General features: G+C 47.5%; 15 protein-coding genes and 1 pseudogene. 9 read left to right on the top strand and 7 right to left on the bottom strand.

Going from position 1 to position 18002, the window contains the following annotated elements; all coding sequences use genetic code 11:
• The first annotated feature begins 36 nt into the window (after nucleotides 1–36).
• Genes CIK99_RS00175 through CIK99_RS00185 form a run of 3 tightly spaced genes read left to right on the top strand, consistent with a single transcriptional unit; the run spans nucleotide 37 to nucleotide 3059 of the window.
• Entirely contained in the window at nucleotides 37–2103 is a 2067-nt protein-coding gene (locus CIK99_RS00175) for a hypothetical protein (RefSeq protein WP_144007842.1), read from the top strand.
• A 22-nt stretch (nucleotides 2104–2125) separates the two neighbouring features.
• Nucleotides 2126–2668 carry a hypothetical protein gene (locus tag CIK99_RS00180; RefSeq protein WP_216822778.1) on the top strand — a complete coding sequence of 181 codons (543 nt, stop codon included), beginning with the start codon at nucleotides 2126–2128 and terminating at the stop codon, nucleotides 2666–2668.
• A 7-nt stretch (nucleotides 2669–2675) separates the two neighbouring features.
• Nucleotides 2676–3059 carry a hypothetical protein gene (locus tag CIK99_RS00185; RefSeq protein WP_094378541.1) on the top strand — a complete coding sequence of 128 codons (384 nt, stop codon included), beginning with the start codon at nucleotides 2676–2678 and terminating at the stop codon, nucleotides 3057–3059.
• 142 nt (nucleotides 3060–3201) lie between these two features.
• On the opposite strand, the gene CIK99_RS14790 is transcribed toward CIK99_RS00185, so the two are convergent.
• Nucleotides 3202–3390, bottom strand: coding sequence for a hypothetical protein (locus tag CIK99_RS14790; RefSeq protein WP_144007843.1), 189 nt, complete (start codon nucleotides 3388–3390; stop codon nucleotides 3202–3204).
• Nucleotides 3391–3441: 51 nt separating this feature from the next.
• Here CIK99_RS14790 and CIK99_RS00190 point away from each other — a divergent pair, with 51 nt between their 5' ends.
• The 6 genes and pseudogenes from CIK99_RS00190 to CIK99_RS15495 all read left to right on the top strand — a co-directional run bounded on the left by CIK99_RS00190 (nucleotide 3442) and on the right by CIK99_RS15495 (nucleotide 7080).
• Entirely contained in the window at nucleotides 3442–4347 is a 906-nt protein-coding gene (locus CIK99_RS00190) for an Abi family protein (RefSeq protein WP_094378543.1), read from the top strand.
• A gap of 455 nt (nucleotides 4348–4802) precedes the next feature.
• Nucleotides 4803–5339 (top strand): helix-turn-helix domain-containing protein, encoded by a 537-nt coding sequence (locus tag CIK99_RS00200; RefSeq protein WP_094378547.1) that lies wholly within the window; start codon nucleotides 4803–4805, stop codon nucleotides 5337–5339.
• Nucleotides 5324–6178, top strand: a pseudogene (locus tag CIK99_RS00205) (IS3 family transposase); the annotation flags it as partial. The gene CIK99_RS00200 and the pseudogene CIK99_RS00205, both read left to right, overlap by 16 nt.
• A 154-nt stretch (nucleotides 6179–6332) precedes the next feature.
• Nucleotides 6333–6476 (top strand): hypothetical protein, encoded by a 144-nt coding sequence (locus tag CIK99_RS15490; RefSeq protein WP_173805275.1) that lies wholly within the window; start codon nucleotides 6333–6335, stop codon nucleotides 6474–6476.
• 282 nt (nucleotides 6477–6758) lie between these two features.
• A complete protein-coding gene (locus tag CIK99_RS15970) occupies nucleotides 6759–6932 on the top strand; it encodes an AAA family ATPase (protein WP_371590802.1) in 174 nt (57 codons plus the stop codon).
• A complete protein-coding gene (locus CIK99_RS15495) occupies nucleotides 6874–7080 on the top strand; it encodes a hypothetical protein (RefSeq protein ID WP_173805273.1) in 207 nt (68 codons plus the stop codon). Before CIK99_RS15970 ends, CIK99_RS15495 begins: the two co-directional genes overlap by 59 nt.
• Nucleotides 7081–7680: 600 nt before the next feature.
• Here CIK99_RS15495 and CIK99_RS00215 read toward each other — a convergent pair.
• The 6 genes from CIK99_RS00215 to CIK99_RS00240 all read right to left on the bottom strand — a co-directional run bounded on the left by CIK99_RS00215 (nucleotide 7681) and on the right by CIK99_RS00240 (nucleotide 17999).
• A complete protein-coding gene (locus tag CIK99_RS00215) occupies nucleotides 7681–8346 on the bottom strand; it encodes an ABC transporter ATP-binding protein (RefSeq protein ID WP_094378553.1) in 666 nt (221 codons plus the stop codon).
• A 43-nt stretch (nucleotides 8347–8389) separates the two neighbouring features.
• Nucleotides 8390–10735, bottom strand: a complete 2346-nt coding sequence (locus CIK99_RS00220) for an ABC transporter permease (RefSeq protein WP_094378555.1) — start codon at nucleotides 10733–10735, stop codon at nucleotides 8390–8392.
• Between the two features lie 20 nt (nucleotides 10736–10755).
• Entirely contained in the window at nucleotides 10756–13086 is a 2331-nt protein-coding gene (locus CIK99_RS00225) for an ABC transporter permease (protein ID WP_158215858.1), read from the bottom strand.
• A 76-nt stretch (nucleotides 13087–13162) separates the two neighbouring features.
• Nucleotides 13163–14416: an efflux RND transporter periplasmic adaptor subunit gene (locus tag CIK99_RS00230; RefSeq protein ID WP_094378559.1), complete on the bottom strand. Its 1254-nt coding sequence runs from the start codon at nucleotides 14414–14416 to the stop codon at nucleotides 13163–13165.
• A gap of 143 nt (nucleotides 14417–14559) precedes the next feature.
• Complete coding sequence (locus tag CIK99_RS00235) at nucleotides 14560–15906, bottom strand: TolC family protein (protein WP_094378561.1); 1347 nt, start codon at nucleotides 15904–15906, stop codon at nucleotides 14560–14562.
• A gap of 176 nt (nucleotides 15907–16082) precedes the next feature.
• Nucleotides 16083–17999, bottom strand: a complete 1917-nt coding sequence (locus CIK99_RS00240; RefSeq protein ID WP_094378563.1) for a glycoside hydrolase family 13 protein — start codon at nucleotides 17997–17999, stop codon at nucleotides 16083–16085.
• Between the last annotated feature and the right edge of the window lie 3 nt (nucleotides 18000–18002).

The following is an 18002-nucleotide window of genomic DNA, read 5'->3' on the forward strand; positions in this document are numbered from 1 at the left end:
AAGGTTTCTCGCTAATGTAAAAAAGGAATGCAAAAGATGAAAAGTACATTAATCTTCGTATTATTGACAATGTGGACATCGCCTGAGCTAAAAGCGCAGACAGATGCCCCTAACGATAGTGTGCAACTTGAGGAAGTGGTAGTGAGAGGTGCAAGGGTCGTCAACCGCACCGACGGTAAACTGATTTTCCCATCCGAGGAAATGACCAAGTCAGCATCATCCAGTTACACTCTTTTAAAGATGTTACCACTGCCTAACGTGAAAGTTGACGACATCAACGAGACCATATCTGCCGCCAACTCTCTTATGGGCAATGTGCAAGTGAGAATCAACGACGTGGAAGCGACGACTGCCGATATACAGTCGATGCAACCGAAAGAGGTTGAGAAGGTGGAACTCATCGATAGGCCTGGAGTTAGGTATGGGGAGAATGTAGGCATTGTCTTAAATATCATAACACGAAAGGTCACAAGTGGATATGTAGTAGGGGCAAGCGGCACGCTCGTGCCCAAGGCTGATATGGTTAAGGGTAATGCCTATACCAAGTTAAACAGCGGAAACAACGAGTTATCGATAAACTATTCCGGATATTACAGCCACTCCAACGGCATGAGCACAGTGGAAAATGCCGATTATCTCATGTCGGACAATACATATAATAAGGTGGAAAGAAATACCAATGACATCATCAACAGAAACACAATGCATGATATACAGGCAAGATACAGCATGATAAATGCCGATGGTACAGCGTTCCTCACGACTCTATCTACATCAATAGATAACAATCCACGATACTTCAACAAGACTGATGTCGCATACTCTGACGGGAGAAACACGACTGAGATAATTGACAACAGCGAGAAGACCTTAAGCCCTCTGCTCGACCTGTATTTTTCAACAAAAATTGGCAATAGCCAAAGCCTCATCGCCAATGCGACAGGCTCATACACACATACCGATTATGCATATCAGTTTACATCCGACGATACTTCTTTTGGCTACAACACACTAGGAAAGGCTTGGTCGCTCAAGTCGGAGGCGATATACGAAAACCGCATGAAGCCCTTCACCCTCTCTGCAGGACTTTGCTATGTCCAGAAATATATCGACAACGACTATTCGGGAGATGCCAATCTCGTGTCGCAAATACATTCAAGCAACATCTATGCCTTCTCACAAATACAAGGCTCATTGGGGAAAATCGGATATATGGTTGGACTCGGGCTTAGTCGTGAATATTATCGCCAAGGAGAGACCAAGTACGACAGAGTGTGGCTTCGTCCGAAACTGAACCTTTCACTGCCCCTCTCACAATGTATTAGGCTCAACTACACCCTCACCTCCGCTCCTGCATCTTCAAAACTGCAGAACATGAGCGGAATGTCAATCATGACAAACGGGATGGAATATTCGGAGGGCAATCCTGAACTGATTATGGAAAGACGCGACGACCACACGCTAACCCTCAGCTATCAGTCGCCACGCCTATACACCCAACTGATGACATTCTATCGCCACAACGACCATCCCGCCATGCAACATGTACGTCGCACGGAGGACGGACGCTTCGCCAAGACCTTCCTCGAAGGCAGACGCATTGACATGCTCATGCTGCAGAGCTACACCAACTGCGACATCATTCCCCAGCATCTCAATGCCTATCTGTCGGCAGAAATGCTGAACATCTGGAACGACGGACAGGACTATAGCCACCGCCTCACGTCGTTCAACTTCAACATAGGTCTCACTGCCTGGCTTGGCAATTGGACGATAATGGCAACTATGGACAACGGGTATCATTTCATGGAAAACGAATACGAGAGCCGCAACATCTTCTCCGACTTTGTAAGTGTTTCTTATAAATATAAGAATATCACGGCAGGTCTCTTCTGCCAAAACCTGTTCAAGCGTAATGCCAAGATTGAAGAAGTGGAAAACCACAACCACCTCGCCCACAAGCTCCTTGTAGCCCGCAACCGCGACACGTCAAATGCCATCGGCATAAAACTGACGTGGATATTGTCGAAAGGCCGCAACTTCAAAGGCATCGACCGCGACACAAACTCCTTGAAGGACAAGGAGACAGGAGTGGCAAAGTAAAGGAAAGTAGTGACGGAAATATATGCGGAAAATAACCTACATAACAATGTTTGTCGTGATTGTGTCGGCTGCTGTAGTCCTTAATCTTAAAAAGAAGGACTTCATGCTGCTGCCCGAAAAAATAGAGCAATTGATGAACTCTACTCCTATGAAATGCTATAAAAATAGTTTTTATGGATATACCGTACACTATCCCTCTTTTTTTGAACAAACTCCTGATTCACTTATTATTGACGTTGGCAGCTGCCAGTTCCGCTTTTGGAATATGGTGCAGATAGAACAGACCGTTTTCGTGACATATTGTCCAGGCGGTATTTCCGTGGAGAATATTATGGACAGCCTTGCCACAGTCTGTCATGCCACGGAACAACGATGGGAAAACGATTCTATATTCCTGTCAGGTCCACTTTACATTGATGACAGTAAAATCAGCGGTCATCAGTATCATGCAAAATATGTAAGACGTGGAAAACTTTTGTTCGTACAAATGCTGACTTATCCAGATGATTGCAAGAAATCCGTTTCGCGACTTGTCAAGCAGATTGACGATTGGAAGGTATGGTAATGATGTAATGAAGTATTCCGTGTCCTCGCCTATATTTGTGGATGGCAACGGAACAATATACAATTCTGAGGGAAATGAAAGACCATCTTACAAGAACTGCCGCATATATCTGAATAATACTTTAGACCCAACAGACACTGATTTGGTGAGGTTCAATAGTACAACGTATATGGCCCGCTATGCATACGTTATCTCTCCTATTTCTGACAAGATACGTCTTGTGTTGGCATCTGGCGGCGGTCCCATGCTGAAATATATCGTTACGGAAGATGATTTCCGCTACGTGACTACCACAATGAATAAAGGAGAGCAACTTACATACGTACTTATTCTTGCCAATGCGAATAAGAGGGGCATCCAAAAATTAGAATTGGCATTTGAACGTAAGTAATGTGTCCAACTTTTTGGGTTCACTTCAGTTCATCGACCCTAAAGAGTGAACCAACGTACCTCTCCCCATGACCCTTGGTGTGTAGATGCCCAACTTTGGTTTGCAGATGCCGCATTTAGCATCTCGAAACACCCAACATCTGTTAAAAACAACCTCCATTTCCGCACTTTTTGTATAAAAATGGCTGCGGCTCGGCAATAAAAACAAGTAAATTTGCTTTTTTTGCACTCACCTTGCACATTTTTTCCTCAAATTCCTTGCACAATCCAAATAAATGTTTTACTTTTGCAGCAACAGTTCCTGCCACGCCTCTTCCTTGAATGCGTACCACGGCAGGACTTCGTGTTTTTATAGAGTATATGTAACATCAAACAATGGCAGTATGCAGTACACCAAACAGGCTATTGACTTTTCAGACCAACTTAGTCTGTTAAAACAACGAGGGCTGATAATTGATGATGAAGACAAGGCTTTACGCTGTCTTCGCTCCATAAGTTATTTTAGATTGACAAGTTATCTTGTTCCAATGGAGTCAGACTCTGACACACACGCCTTCAGACCAAACAGTCATCTGCATACGGCAATCGCTTTATACAACTTTGACCGAAAGTTGCGCTCGTTGGTTTTTACTTCAATTCAAGATATAGAGGTGGCTCTTCGTACTCGGATTATTCATTATTTCTCATTAGCTCATGGACCTTTCTGGTTTATGAGAAATGATCTCTTCATTAACGAAAGTATTCATCAGACGTGCATCAACAACATTGCCTCCGAGGTGAACCGTTCCAAGGAAGTGTTTATTTCGGAGTATCGACGTAACTATACATCACCTGAGTTCCCTCCTGCTTGGAAGACCTTGGAGGTGGTATCGTTCGGAACATTATCGAAGCTCTTCTGCAACTTCAAGAATGTAAAGGTGAAGAAGCAAGTGGCAAGAGATTTCAATTTGCCCCAATATACGTATTTGGAGAGCTGGATAAAATGCGCTGTTGTGCTACGAAATGCATGCGCACATCATGCAAGAATATGGAACAAACGTTTTCCGACTATGCCTACTATGCCACAGAGATTGCCTGAGTCATGGGTGTCAACAAATAGTTTTCGTCCAAACAAGCTGTATCATCAGTTGTGTTATCTCGCATATATGGAGCAAAGCATCGTGCCCAATTCTGATTTTACAGAAGCATTGGTTAAACTGGTAAAAGATAACCCCGATATACAAACTCGTTCGATGGGCTTCCCATTAGGCAACTGGCAGGACGAACCACTGTGGAGCACTCAAAGCTAAAGTCAATTTATCAAGACGGGATTTCCCATCTACCGTCTCGCTTTCCTCCAACACGTCGCAGGATTTCTTTTTCCTGTAGTGAGACAGTGATGCTTTTAACAGTCCGTTCCGACTTTCCTATCGTGGCAGCCATCTGATTCTGTGTGGCTGTTGGATTTGTTTGCACAACTCGGAGCACAGCAATCTCTTCCAAAGTGCAGGATTTGCACTTTAGGGGAAGGTTAAGTGCAAAATTTGCACTTTGAACTGCACCTTTTGCACTTTGGACGTCATCATTAGTCTCACCTTCCTTCCAATCTAGGAATCATCGGGGACAGGTTTACAGTTATTAACCCGTCCAACTTTTTGGGTTCACTTCAGTCATTGTCTCGCAGGAAAAGACAAAAATATAACCTCAAAAGCGGGACACTGACTGAAATGAACCCAAAAAGTTGGACACAACCCTTACTGTTCATATGCGAAGAAGAACATTAGAAGAAAAGTTAGAAGCTATTAGATTAGTAGAGGCGGGGAACTCTCCTCGTTCAGTGTCTGACCGTTTACACATTGGACACCATCAAATTTATGAGTGGTTATACATTTATAGAGAAAAAGGTGTCTCCGGGCTTGAAAACAAGCGTATATGTAAGAAAAATCAGTATTCATTTGAAAAAAAATGCGAAATAATTCGTGAATATCAAGAATCTGAGCTAACTTTGCCTGAGATTAGTTCAAAGCATGGTATCGCGTCTAGTACCTTAGTCGGCTGGCTGTCCAAGTTCAACAAGGGTGGAAAGGATGCGCTTGCAAGTAAGCAACCATCGCCAAGAGAACAATCCAAGAGCATTATGAGACGATTACCAAAGGAAGAGTGTGAGAAGGAAAACGAGAGGCTCCGCAAGGAGATCGAACGCCTCAGGGCGGAGAACCTGCTGCTAAAAAAAGTGAAAGCCTTAGTCGAGGAAAGAGAGTCCCGAAACAGAAGGATTGGGCGCGGGCCATTGACGAACTAAGGCGCGAGGAGCATGTGGATCTCAATCTCCTGCTGGAGTTGAAGAAGATGGCACGCAGCACTTTTTACTATCACATGAAAAATATTGGCAATGATGACAAATACAAGGATGTGAAGGACAAAATAGCAACAATATTCCACAAGCACAAAGGCCGGTACGGGTATCGGAGAGTGACTGAGGAGTTGCGAAAAGATGTCCATGGCATCAACCATAAGACAGTCAAAAGGCTTATGGATGAGTTGGGGCTTAAATGTGAGGTGCGTAAAGTGAGATACAGGTCATACAAGGGTGATGTCGGCAAGACTGTGTCCAATGTGATTAACAGGGATTTCACGGCAGACAGGCCTTTGCAAAAGGTAGCTACCGACGTAACCCAAATAAGCATAGGCGGTTCCAAAATTTATCTCTCACCAGTGCTTGACATGTTTAATGGTGAGATTCTATCATATGTAATCTCAGAGTCTCCAAACCTCAAGATGGTGATGGACATGCTTAACCAACTTTATGACGAAGTTGGCTCTACAGAAGGCATGCTGATGCACTCTGACCAGGGATGGCACTATCAGCATGCCGCATACCAGAGGAGTCTGAAAAACCACCATATTATTCAGAGTATGTCGAGAAAGGGAAATTGTCTTGACAATTCCGTAATGGAGAACTTCTTTGGAATAATGAAGTCTGAGCTGCTGTATGCAAAGAAATACACATCGATGGATTGTTTTATAACTGATTTAAAAGAGTATATGGAATACTATAATAATGAAAGAATAAAATTGAGACTCAACGGTATGTCACCTGTTTTATACAGAAAGGCATTCGAACAGGCTCACAGTTATTAACCCGTCCAACTTTTTGGGTTCACTTCATGACCTGTCCCCTGTCCCGACGATGAGGTCGCCAATGACTGCCACGAGCTGGCCGGTGTTCATGAGCGCCTTCACCAGCTGACTGTTCAGTTTAGTAGCTGTATTGAAGTCGTAGACCTTTGCCACAATGACCCTGACAGCCGGGACAGACATCTATACGACGAGCAAACTTCTTGGGCATACCAGCGTCCACACCACAGAGATTTATGCCGACGTGGTGATGGAGAAGAAAGCGGATGCCGTAAACTTAACTAATGGACTTTTCGGATAGGATTTCCATTGAGTATTTCGGCATATTCCAACAATAAACCTATAAGGATTTCGGCTCTGAACTAATAGATGCTATTTTCGGGAAAAAAGCAACGGAAATGTGAATCTCGTCAGGAAAAAGGCATAAAAATACATAAAAGTCGCTGGAAAAATGACATCAACTATTGCGAAAGTCGTTAAACGTATCTTTGCAAACAAAAATTAATGTATCATGTTTAAAAGAAAAATATCTGAGACGCTAAAGAAGTGGAGGGAGCAACCGAACCATTTCCCACTTGTTATCATGGGCATTCGTCAATGCGGAAAGACATATATCTCCCAGTTATTCGCAGAGGAGAACTACAAGCATGTGGTATATATCAATTTCATCAAGCAAAAAAGAAGGAAAGAAGCTTTCTATGATTCAAAGGATGTACCCAGAGAAATATGGCGTAAAGCATTTCATCAAGTTTGGTGACTACAACATTGGGCGTGATGGTGACCTGTTGACACTCCCAACCTATATGCAGTTCCTTCTTGATTTGGAACCAGAAGAAGTGATTTTGGAGCCGATAGATACCGATGAACTTACACGAATGGCAAGAGAGTTTCTCAATCAGAAGTAACAATCGTTATTTCCCAAGCCACAGGCACTCTTCGACTTCGAGTTGAGGAACTGTTAATTATTATAGGGTATAAACCTTCGGAATGCCCCCTTTTTATAGTGAATTTATGTGAAAATCACAGATTTTGACGTTAAAAAGCCTTTCTTCTATCACTACTATCACTCTTCTATCACGCCTTCTATCACTATATAACCTCCTGTATATATGATAGTTAACATTATTAGTGATAGAAGTGATAGAAGAAATTGAAAAAACATAGGATGCGCGCGTGTACGCGCGTGAGAGTGACATTACCTCCCTGCCTGTTATTAATGTATGAAGACAGTTATCTATAAATAATCACGAAAGCTATTGTAATTGTATAACGAAAGCTATTTGTAATTGTATCAGGAAAGGGCTTTTGTTTTATATTCCGCAGTGCGGAATGTACGTTCCCCACTGCGGTATGTACATTCCCCATTGCGGAATATACGTTCCGCACTGCGGAACGTAAAACAAACATGTGTTCGTATAACATCTAAACACTCATTATGATGAAATAATTATAGCCTTATATAATAAATTACAGCAGTCTGTTATACAGCTTAATGATTACTTGATTCACTCTTCAACTATCTTTCCGTCGAAGAGTTTGATCACTCGCTGTGCCATTGAGGCATCGCGGTCGCTGTGGGTTACCATAACGATGGTGGTGCCTTCACGATGTAGTTCGGTAAGGAGTTTCATCACCTCTATACCGTTCTTTGAATCGAGGTTACCCGTGGGCTCGTCGGCAAGTATCATCTTGGGGCCGAACACCACGGCACGGGCAATAGCCACACGCTGCTGCTGACCGCCCGAGAGCTGATGGGGGAAGTGCTTGGCGCGGTGACTTATAGCCATGCGCTTCATAATCTCCTGCACCCTCTGCTTTCGCTCCTTGGCGGGGATGTTGAGATAGGTGAGCGGCAGCTCGATGTTCTCCTCCACGTTCAGCTCGTCGATGAGGTTGAACGACTGGAACACGAAGCCTATCTGTCCCTTGCGCACGTCGGTGCGGTCTTTCTCCTTCAGTGCAGACACTTCATTCCCGTCGAGCCAATACTTTCCACTCGTGGGATTGTCGAGCAATCCGAGGATGTTGAGCAACGTTGACTTGCCACATCCCGAGGGACCCATAATAGCCACAAACTCGCCGTCCTTCACTTCGAACGACACTCCATTCAATGCAATCGTCTCCACCTCTTCCGTGCGGAACGACTTTGATAAATTTTCTACTTTAATCATAGTTTTTTTATTTGGGGAGTTATGATGGGGAGTTATAACTCCATTAATTATCTTTAATATGTTTTATCGGATTCTCATTCGCCGCCACCCAACTCTGTATTATTGTCGATAGCAACGAGATGAGGAAGCATACGGCACCGGCAGCGAGGAATATCAACGGCGAGAGCGTGATACGATAACTGAACTGAGAGAGCCAGTCGCTCATGAGATACCATATCACTGGTATGGCTATGATAAAGGCTATTGCCACATAAGCGAGGAACGTGCGGATGAGCTTGCGGCACACCTGCGAACTCGACGAACCAAACACCTTGCGGATGGCAATCTCCTTCTGACGCTGCTGAATGAAATAGGTGGACATGGCGACGAGCCCCAACAACGACACAAGCAATGCCATTGTTGCAAAGAGAGAGACGATATGCGACAAACGGATTGACTCCGTATAATATGCCGATATTTGCTGGTCGATAAATGGGTACTCGTCGGGCATGTCATAGTTGTAAATCTTCTTATAGGTGTCCTTTATCTGGTCGAGCGCCTCTACAGGATTGCCCGTGATGAGCACGGAGAACTGCCACGGATCGATGATTCTATCCTTTATGAAGATAATCATTGGATGCGTCTCCTGCTCTATATTATGTATATGGAAGTCGTTGAGCACTCCGCAGGCATGCGAGTTGATGTTCGCGCTCTTGTCGCCCAAGATAGAGGTCCAACGGAGTTCGTGTAACTCATTACCCATCTCGCGTAGCGTCTGTTCCGTCACGTACAGCTTTATGTTGCTGCCGTCGGTGTTCTCTTTCTTCGGTTTCAAGCCATACATCTTCATGAAGTTCCGGTCGCCAAACAGCATTTGCAGGCTGACGGTTTTCTTCGAGTCCAAAGTCATGGTATTGTTGTTGCCGCCGTCGCTTGGCGTACCCATCGACGCACTCACGAGTTTCACGCAGGCCGGTTTCTCCACCTCCTTGGTAAAGGTAGAAGCCTGAATACTGTCGCCTCGATTTCTTATTACCACTACGTTATCCTTGTTGAAACCCATCGGCGCGCTGATAATGTGGTGCATCTGCAGCGACATGGTCAGTGCCACGGCTATCATCACGATGGTTATCAGGTTTTGCAGGACGATGAACACACGACTGAAGACCATCCGCGTGTGGTGGGCAAATGTACCGCGGACAACCTCTATCGGCTCCGCCCTCGATAACACCACAGCAGGAACGACTCCAGCCACAGCACCAAGCAGCAGGGCAAAGAGCAACACACCACCGATGCTGAGCGGAGTGAGCGCCTCGGCGAGCAGCAACTTGGTTTCGAGCAACTGCGAGAAGAACGGCGCAAAGGCTGCTGCCAACAACACACTCAGCACCAACGACAAGAGACAGAGCATGATGCTCTCGGACATCAGCCTACTGACGATGCCACTGCGATGGCTGCCAAGGAGCCTTCGCATAGCCATCTCGCGCGACCGTCGGCCTGCCTGTGCCACCGTGAGGTTGATATAGTTGAACACGGCAAACAGCAGCACCACAAGACAAGAGGCAAACAACATCCTGACTAGTTTCAGACTGCCTCGCGAGGTATGCCGACTGCCGTCGCTTATCTCGCTGAAATACTGCTCGGAGAAAGGCATGACAATAGCTTTCGCCTCCATGTCCTCCAACTGGTATATCCAAAAGAACTCCTTGAAATACTGTGTTATGTCGGCAGTCTTCGCCCGAAGGTCGGTATTCGGCTTGGTAAGCAGATAGAGTTCCGAACCACAGGCATTAGACAGGCCCTTAACAAGACTTTCGTTCGATACATGCTCGAAGCGGCAAACGAAATCCGCCTTCTGCAACGAACTGTTTTCCATCTCCTTCATAACTCCCGTCACCTTTAGCACCTTGTTATAATAACCCAACTTCAAGTGCTTGCCTATCGGGTCGCTGTCGCCAAAGAGCTGACGGGCAAGGTCCTCAGTAACCACGCAGTCATCCTTCCCTCGCAGCACACTCCGGCAATCGCCTCTGACAAGCGGGAAGTCGAATATCTGGAAGAATGTGGAATCCACATACAACCCATATTTCTTCACCAACTGGTAGTCGTTGATATAAATCAATGTCTCGTCACTTGCCACACCGCAAGTCATCTCAATCTCCGGGTAGCGACTCTTAAGGTATGGTGCCACCTGTCGCGACACACCAATCACCCGGTCGTCGCCGCCCATGTCGATGCCCAACGTGTAGATCCTCTCCGCCTTGGAGTGCTGCCTGTCCACGCTATATTCCTGCCACACATACACGCCAATCAACATGACGAACATCAGCGAGACTGAGAGTCCGAAGACGTTGATGGCGGTATATACCTTGTTTCTCGAAAGAAACGTAATATAAGACTTAATGTTCATATCTTAACTCCATAATTAATTCACTCATCCTTCAAGTATTTCACTGGATTTCCACTTGCTATCTTATAACTGTTTGCTATAATGATTGCAATCACCAAAATCAGCAGGATTATCATACAGCCGATAAAGACCATTGGCGACAGTGTTATCTTCTCGCTGAACGCCATGAGCCATTGGCGCGAGAGCTGCCAGGCAATTATGCAGCCCGCAATGAGCGACGGCACGGCTATCCACATTATCGAACGTACGAAGATGACGAGAATGTCTTTGGTCTTTGCACCGTTCACCTTCCTTATGGCTATCTCCTTGCGACGGCGGTTCACCTCGTCGATGGTGTAGCCCACAAGACCTATCAAGGCAATGAGGAATGTCACTACACCAGCAGCCATAACCACCTTGCGCAACGAATCAACGTCCTGATAGCTGTCGGCTACCAACGAAGGATAGGTAACCACCTGGACCTCTCGCCCGGGGCAAAGTCTTTCCACCGTACGGCGAACGGCTTTCATCGATGCCTCGTCCAAATGGTGCAGGCGCACCAAGATGTATGGATTGTTCTTGCGGTTGTAGAACATCACGCTGGGGCGGGTGTCGGGATCGGTGATGTTGCCGATATGTATGTTCTCATACACTCCGCAGATGGTAAAGAGGTCGTTCAATTCTTGACTGTGCTCACTGATAAAGACCTTCTTGCCCACGGCCCTGCCATTCCAATGCAGCAGCGAGTCCATCTTTTCCACAAAGTAGCGGCTCACCATCACCTCACGCATCGTGCTGTCGGAGTTTTCGGTGAATCCCTTGCCGTCGATGATTTTCATATTCATCAGTTTGATGTAGCCATTGCCAACATAATAAAGGTCAGCAATGTTGAACAGGTTGCGAGGGTCGCCCGGCACCATCACGTTATTTCCACTGGCATAGTCGAGAGGCAGACAAGTGCAACTAGACACCATCTCCACCTCCGGCTGTCGTGCCAGTTCTTCCTCACACTTTGAATAGTTCTCGTCCTGCTGACCTCCGTTGACCTCCACTATAGCCAGACGGTCGTAGTCGTAACCCATATAGCGGTCCATCATCATTGTGTATTGACGATGTATCACAACAAGCATTGCCACGAGAGTTGCCGAAGCCACAAACTGGAACGCAAGCAAACCTAACTTCCAGCGGCGGCGCGATGTATGGTAGCCACGGAAAGCCGATGTGACGGGAACGTGGGAATAGAGCCATGCCGGCACCATGCCGCCCACAACTATAATAGCCAAGAGGATAGCGGAAAGAAGCCATGTCCCGCGATTAAACACCACGACCTCTACGGGAGCACCAAGAAGCTGCTCGATGCTTCCCTTGCATACATATATTAATAACGTGGCAAGCACAGAGGCTATGATAAGGTGGACGAGCGTCTCGGAGAACGTTATCGATAGTATGTTTCCATTGCCCGCCCCAAAGCATTTCCTGACTGCCATCTCGCGGCTTCGCGTAAGCACGTTGCCTATGATAATCAGCAAATAGTTCATCACCATGGAGAACAGCAACACGGCTGCTAACACCGAAAGCAGCATCACCATAGTCTTTGCGAAGTCGCTATCCATGTGTACCTCGTTGGCTTTCACCAGATAGTAATCTAACTCAATTCCCGCTTCCTTCAGCATATTCTGGTCGATGTTCTCCTCTATCATCTTCTTCACACCAATCTTTATGTCATCGGGCTTCGCGCCCTCGCGCAATCTTACATAAGCATGATAGCACTCATTGCCCACCCAGTTGTTGGGTGAGTCCCAATCGCTTACCTTGTTCCAAGTCGCCATCGAGCAAAACAAATGCTCGTTGCGCAAGTCGGAACTCAGTGGGAAGTCCTCATACACAGCCCCGATTGTAAGCGACACTTTGGGGAAGTCGCGCGATGTGATTCTCGTGCCCAGGGCCTCCTCCACTCCTCCAAGCCGCTCAGCCAAATCGCGGCTAACCGCGCAATAGAACGGTTGAGATAGAGTCTTCTTGACATCGCCCGCAATAATTGTCTGGGGAAAGACATCAAACAGACAACTGTCGGCTACCCTGCACCGCTCCATTATCCTCTTGTCACCGGCAGCAATAAACTGTCCCTTGCCCAGCAGTTCGCACCAGCGAGTAGCCGCCTCCACCTGCGGACAATATTTCCGCAGTCCCATTGCCGTGGCACCTGATGTAAATCGACTCTCGCCTTCCTGTCCGTTCATCGAGAAAGACAGATAAACCCTGTAAGTCCGTTCATGCCCCGAAAACCAAGTGTCGTAGTTCTTCTCATACCACACCTCGGCTATCATCACCGATCCAAGCGCCAAGCCCACGGCGAGGCATAATATCTTCACAACGTTATGTTGTCCCCGCCGTCCAAGATTCCGTATAGCATTAATAATATCTCTCATAATCATTTCTATAAAATAATCAATCCACTACCAACACCTCATTGTCCTTATATGCCTCATATCCGCTTACGATCACCTGCTCCCCAGGCTCCAGACCCTCAAGCACCTCGTAGTATTGCGGGTTCTGACGCCCGATGCGGATATTGCGGCGATAAGCCTTGGAACCATCCTTGTCGAGCACGAAGATCCAGTTGCCGCCTGTCACCGAATAGAACGTGCCTTTGGGAATAAGAACTGCCTGCTTCGACTCGCCAAGTTGGAGGTCAACATAGTAGGTCTGACCAGTGCGGATGTTCTTCGGACGCTCACCGGCGAAGACAAAGTCAATCTTGAAGCGTCCCTCTTTCACCTCAGGATAAACCTTCCTCACGCGGAGCAAATAGCTCTTACCGCCCTGTGAGAAAGTGGCGGTGAGTCCTTGATGAACACGGTCGATATAATGTTCATCCACCTGTGCACGCACCTTATAGTCTGACAGGTCGTTGATTACTCCTATCTTCTGTCCAGCAGAGATACTCTGTCCGAGTTCCACGTCGAGGAGTCCCACCTCGCCATCGGTTTGAGCCTTCACCTCCAGTCGTTCCTTGCGTTGGCGTACGAGCAGGACATTCTTTTGCATTGCCGCGAGGTTGTCTCCCATTTGGTCAACCTGCGACTGGCGCAACTGTGCGTCCTTCTTCAGTTTCTGCTTCACGAGCGACAGTTTCTTCGACGAGAGTTCATAATCTTCCTTCGCCTTCAGATATTCCTCACGGCTCACGAGACGCTCCTTATAGAGTTTCTCCTGATGCTCCCATGCACGACGCTTGGTGATGACATCCTGGGCAAGTTGTGCCTCCTCACTCTCGTTGGCAAGTTTGTCTTGTTCCATGGTGATATGCGTATTGCGCAGCATATTCTGCTTTTCGGCAAGTTCGCTTTCCGCCTGAAGTATCTCGAGGTCGAGATTGGTGTTGGAGAGGCGCACAAGCACATCGCCCTTCTTCACCGTTGTACCCTCCTCCACTACACGTTCGCGCACTATGCCTCCCTCTTCGGGCGACACCTGCACCACCTGAATGGGCACCACCTGTCCATCCACCGACACATAGTCGTTAAACTCCTTTCGCTCCACCTTGCCAATGCTCAGTCCACGACGCTCCACCTTCAATGTAGATGCAAAATTACCAGTGGCGAGCCACACGAGCACAGCCACAATAACGGCACCACCGCCCAACCAGGGCCAGTATTTCTTCGGTACCAAATACTTCTTCTTTTCAATCTTTATGTCCATTGTTTTTTATTTTGAAGTTAAGGAAGTTAAAGAAGTTAAAGACATTAGTCTTTGCGATTCAGTAAAGGAAGTGCAGAGGCTTGAACATTCGTCCTTTTTTCGCTTTGCTCAAGGAAACTCCTTCTTTAACTTCCCAAATATTCTTAGTCACAATAATATTCCACCAACCTCTTCTTTATCTCCACCATCAGCCTTGTCTGCAACAGTCTCACGCGCGAGTTGTGCAGAGTCTGCGCCGAGGTATGGAGGTCGAAGGTGGAGAGCATGCCCTCCTCATATTTGCGGGTGTTGAGGTGATGGGCTATGGAGTCGCTTGTTACCTTTCGCTCCATCAGTGCCACCTCTTTCATATATCCGTCGCGGTCGATGAGAGCCTGACGGTAGTCGCTGCTGACATTCAGTCGTGTTTCCTCGCGCTCAATCTCGGCAAGACGGATATTATTGCGCGCCTTTTTCACGTTCTTGATTGCCGAGAAATTAAATAGAGGAATAGTCAGCGATGCATATACATACTCACCAAGGTTGTCCTTCATCTGACGAGAGAAACTCGTACCAAGAGCATCCGACGACAGATTCTTGTAATATCCCGTGGATATACCGCCGCCAATGGAGATGGAAGGCCACAGCCTACCGCAAGCAATCTTATGGTCGAGGCGAGCGGAAGCCAGATTGTATTCTGAAGCCAAAAGGAGCCACGACCCCAGCCCCCCAGCCTCTTGGAGTGGGGTATAGGTCGGGTCATCTATGCCTTCTATTCCAGCAAGGCTCACCCCGCACCGGGGGGAAGAGGAACTCTGGGAGCCTGGGGGGATTCCCATCGTTTTTTCCAGTTCCACCATAGCCTTCTCAGCCGCCGTCCTTAGATGCTCCACGTTGTATTCATCTTCAGCCACTTGTGCCTCAATCTGCGCCACATCAGGATAACCCTTCTCGCCAAGCTCCTCCATGCGTCGTGTCTTCTCAAGCAGCGCCCGACTGTCATTGAGCTTATCTTCGGCTATCCTAAGCGAAGCCTCGTTATACACTACATCCACATATTTCTCCATCACCTCAATGGCTTTCTCGTCGCGTGCTATGGCAAGTGCATTGTCGCTTCTTCTTACGTTTAGACGAGCTTTGCGGAATGCGTTCCACGTCTGTGCTCCGTCGAAGAGCGTGAGCGACCCCCCGACGGAATAGCTGTTGTTGAACGTGGTGATGGTGTTGTAGGTATTGGTCTCGGGATCCACATTACGTCCCCACGAGAACTGAGCCCCTACACTTGCCGACACCGACGGCATGAATCCGCCCATTGCCGCTCCTCTGTCTTGTCTGGCATTGTCTGCCTCCACTCTTTTCTTCCTGATATCGGTGGCATGGGTCATGGCATACTCGATACATCTGTCGAGAGTCCAAACAGCAGAAATAGTGTCGGCTGCATCCTGCCTTGGCGTCTGTGCCGTCAAGCAGAGCGACTGCATGAGCAACATTGCGAAAATTGTTGTTTTCATATTGTTAATACAAATTATTTACATCTATTTTCTATTATCTCAACATTCTCCATGCCAAAACCGTGCCAAAATTGTAAAGTGCTGATTATTAAGGCTAAGTTATTATAAACAAAAAACTGTGTGTCCATTATTTGGACACACAGTGTATATAAATTAGACACAAAGTCTATTATATTTCAAAACTCCAAGATCAATGTCTGACGAGACTTAAGGCTAAGGGTATTGTCGAGTTTCACCTTTCGTCCGGTCATTACGTCTGTGGCCAGTGTCGTGTCGCCTATCACCTCGCGATAGCGGTCGAGCTGCATCTCTGTCTGCTTATGATTGCCGTTAAGGATGGTAAGAACTGTCTTACCCTGATATTGACGGGCGATGACGTAAATGCCCTTGAAGGGAATGAACTGCGTCTGCTTGCCTTTGATGATGACATCGTTGCCCTGACGCCAGTGGAGCAGACGGCTGAGCCAGTCGAACATGGCATTCTCAGCCTTGGTACGACCCTCACGGGTAAAGCAGTTCTTGGTGTCGCCGGGGAAGCCTCCGGGGAAGTCCTTACGCACGTTGCCGTCGGTCACTTCCTTTGTGCCGTTCATCAGCACCTCAGTGCCGTAGTAGAGCTGTGGTGTGCGGTTGACGGTAAGCAGCAGGGCGAGAGCTTGCTTGAGAGCCACGGTGTCCTTGCCGTTGCCAAGGAATCGGTCGGTGTCGTGGTTTTCGAGGAATGCCATCACATTAGACGGGTCGGCATAGAGGTAGTCATACACGAAGCTGTTGTATATGCGGTTGAAGCCCTTCCACCAGTCGTCGGTCTCCTCGTTCTTTGCCTGGTTGATCTTGTCGTAGAAGCTGAAGTCCATGACGGTGGGCAGATAGCTGTTGCGGTCGGTGAGCCGAGAGTCTTTCTGCCATGCGGCAGTGTAGGCAGGCTCAGTGACCCATGTCTCGCCCACGGTGTTGAAGTTAGGATATTCCTCAGAGATGACCTTCATCCAGTGTGCCATGGCGTCGCGGTCGGCGTATGGATAGGTGTCCATACGTATGCCGTCGATACCTACAGTCTCTATCCACCAGATACTATTCTGAATGAGATACTTTATCACATGAGGGTTGCGCTGGTTGAGGTCGGGCATGGTGGGTACAAACCAACCGTCAACGGTCTCGTGCATGTCAATCTTTGAGGCGTAGGGATCCATCACAGGAGTGAGCTTATAGCTGGTCTGAAGATACTTGTCGTTCACCTTGGCGGCTCCGTCCATGGTGTTCATCTCCACGGCTTTTGCCTGATTCTCAGGTGACAGCCATTCGGGAGTGTTGAGCCAGTCTTTGGAAGGCATGTCGAGAGTCCAGGGATGTTCGAATCCACTGTGGTTGAAAATCATATCCATCACAATTTTCAGACCTTTGGCATGAGCCTCGTCGCAAAGGCGGCGATACTCTTCGTTGCTGCCGAATCGCGGGTCAACGCGGTAGTAGTTCGTTGTGGCATAACCATGATATGTGCTCTGTGTTCCGTGGTCGGGCGAGTCATTCTCGAGCACAGGAGTAAACCACAGGGCGGTGACACCGAGTTCCTTGAAGTAGTCGAGGTGCTGGCGAATGCCTTCGAGGTCGCCTCCGTGGCGCAAGGATGGCTGGGTGCGGTCGTTCTTGTATGCGCGCATTCCCTTTATTTGGTCGTTGTCTGTACGGCCTGAGGTAAAGCGGTCGGGCATGAGCATATATAGCACGTCGGCATTAGAGAATCCTTTGCGCTCGCAACCTTTCATCTCACGTGCCTTGAGGGTATAGTCCACCTTTTTCTTCTGCTTGCCCTGTTGGAAGAGCAGGGTCATAGTTCCGGGCTGTGCATCCTTCACGTTCATATAGACGAGGAGGTAGTTGGGCGAGTCGAGACGCACGAGCGAGTCTATCTTCACTCCCGGATAGTCAGTCGATACATCAGCAGTCTTTATGTCTTTGCCATAAACCATGAGCTGGAGACTTGCGTCGTTCAGTCCCACATACCAGTCGGTAGGTTCTATTCGGTCTATCTTCACTGCTGCATTCATAGTCAATGTTGTGCCTAATAACAAGGCGGTAAGTATTTTTTTCATTTT

The sequence above is a fragment of the Prevotella sp. P5-92 genome, from assembly GCF_002251245.1.
GTDB lineage: Bacteria > Bacteroidota > Bacteroidia > Bacteroidales > Bacteroidaceae > Prevotella.

Excerpts from the sequence above, each read along its gene's own strand:
- CIK99_RS00175 (WP_144007842.1), top strand. The coding sequence starts at position 37 with ATGAAAAGTACATTAATCTTCGTATTATTGACAATGTGGACATCGCCT.
- CIK99_RS00180 (WP_216822778.1), top strand. The coding sequence starts at position 2,126 with ATGCGGAAAATAACCTACATAACAATGTTTGTCGTGATTGTGTCGGCT.
- CIK99_RS00185 (WP_094378541.1), top strand. The coding sequence starts at position 2,676 with ATGAAGTATTCCGTGTCCTCGCCTATATTTGTGGATGGCAACGGAACA.
- CIK99_RS00190 (WP_094378543.1), top strand. The coding sequence starts at position 3,442 with ATGCAGTACACCAAACAGGCTATTGACTTTTCAGACCAACTTAGTCTG.
- CIK99_RS00200 (WP_094378547.1), top strand. The coding sequence starts at position 4,803 with ATGCGAAGAAGAACATTAGAAGAAAAGTTAGAAGCTATTAGATTAGTA.
- CIK99_RS15490 (WP_173805275.1), top strand. The coding sequence starts at position 6,333 with ATGACCCTGACAGCCGGGACAGACATCTATACGACGAGCAAACTTCTT.
- CIK99_RS15970 (WP_371590802.1), top strand. The coding sequence starts at position 6,759 with ATGGGCATTCGTCAATGCGGAAAGACATATATCTCCCAGTTATTCGCA.
- CIK99_RS15495 (WP_173805273.1), top strand. The coding sequence starts at position 6,874 with ATGATTCAAAGGATGTACCCAGAGAAATATGGCGTAAAGCATTTCATC.
- CIK99_RS00215 (WP_094378553.1), bottom strand. The coding sequence starts at position 8,346 with ATGATTAAAGTAGAAAATTTATCAAAGTCGTTCCGCACGGAAGAGGTG.
- CIK99_RS00220 (WP_094378555.1), bottom strand. The coding sequence starts at position 10,735 with ATGAACATTAAGTCTTATATTACGTTTCTTTCGAGAAACAAGGTATAT.
- CIK99_RS00230 (WP_094378559.1), bottom strand. The coding sequence starts at position 14,416 with ATGGACATAAAGATTGAAAAGAAGAAGTATTTGGTACCGAAGAAATAC.
- CIK99_RS00235 (WP_094378561.1), bottom strand. The coding sequence starts at position 15,906 with ATGAAAACAACAATTTTCGCAATGTTGCTCATGCAGTCGCTCTGCTTG.
- CIK99_RS00240 (WP_094378563.1), bottom strand. The coding sequence starts at position 17,999 with ATGAAAAAAATACTTACCGCCTTGTTATTAGGCACAACATTGACTATG.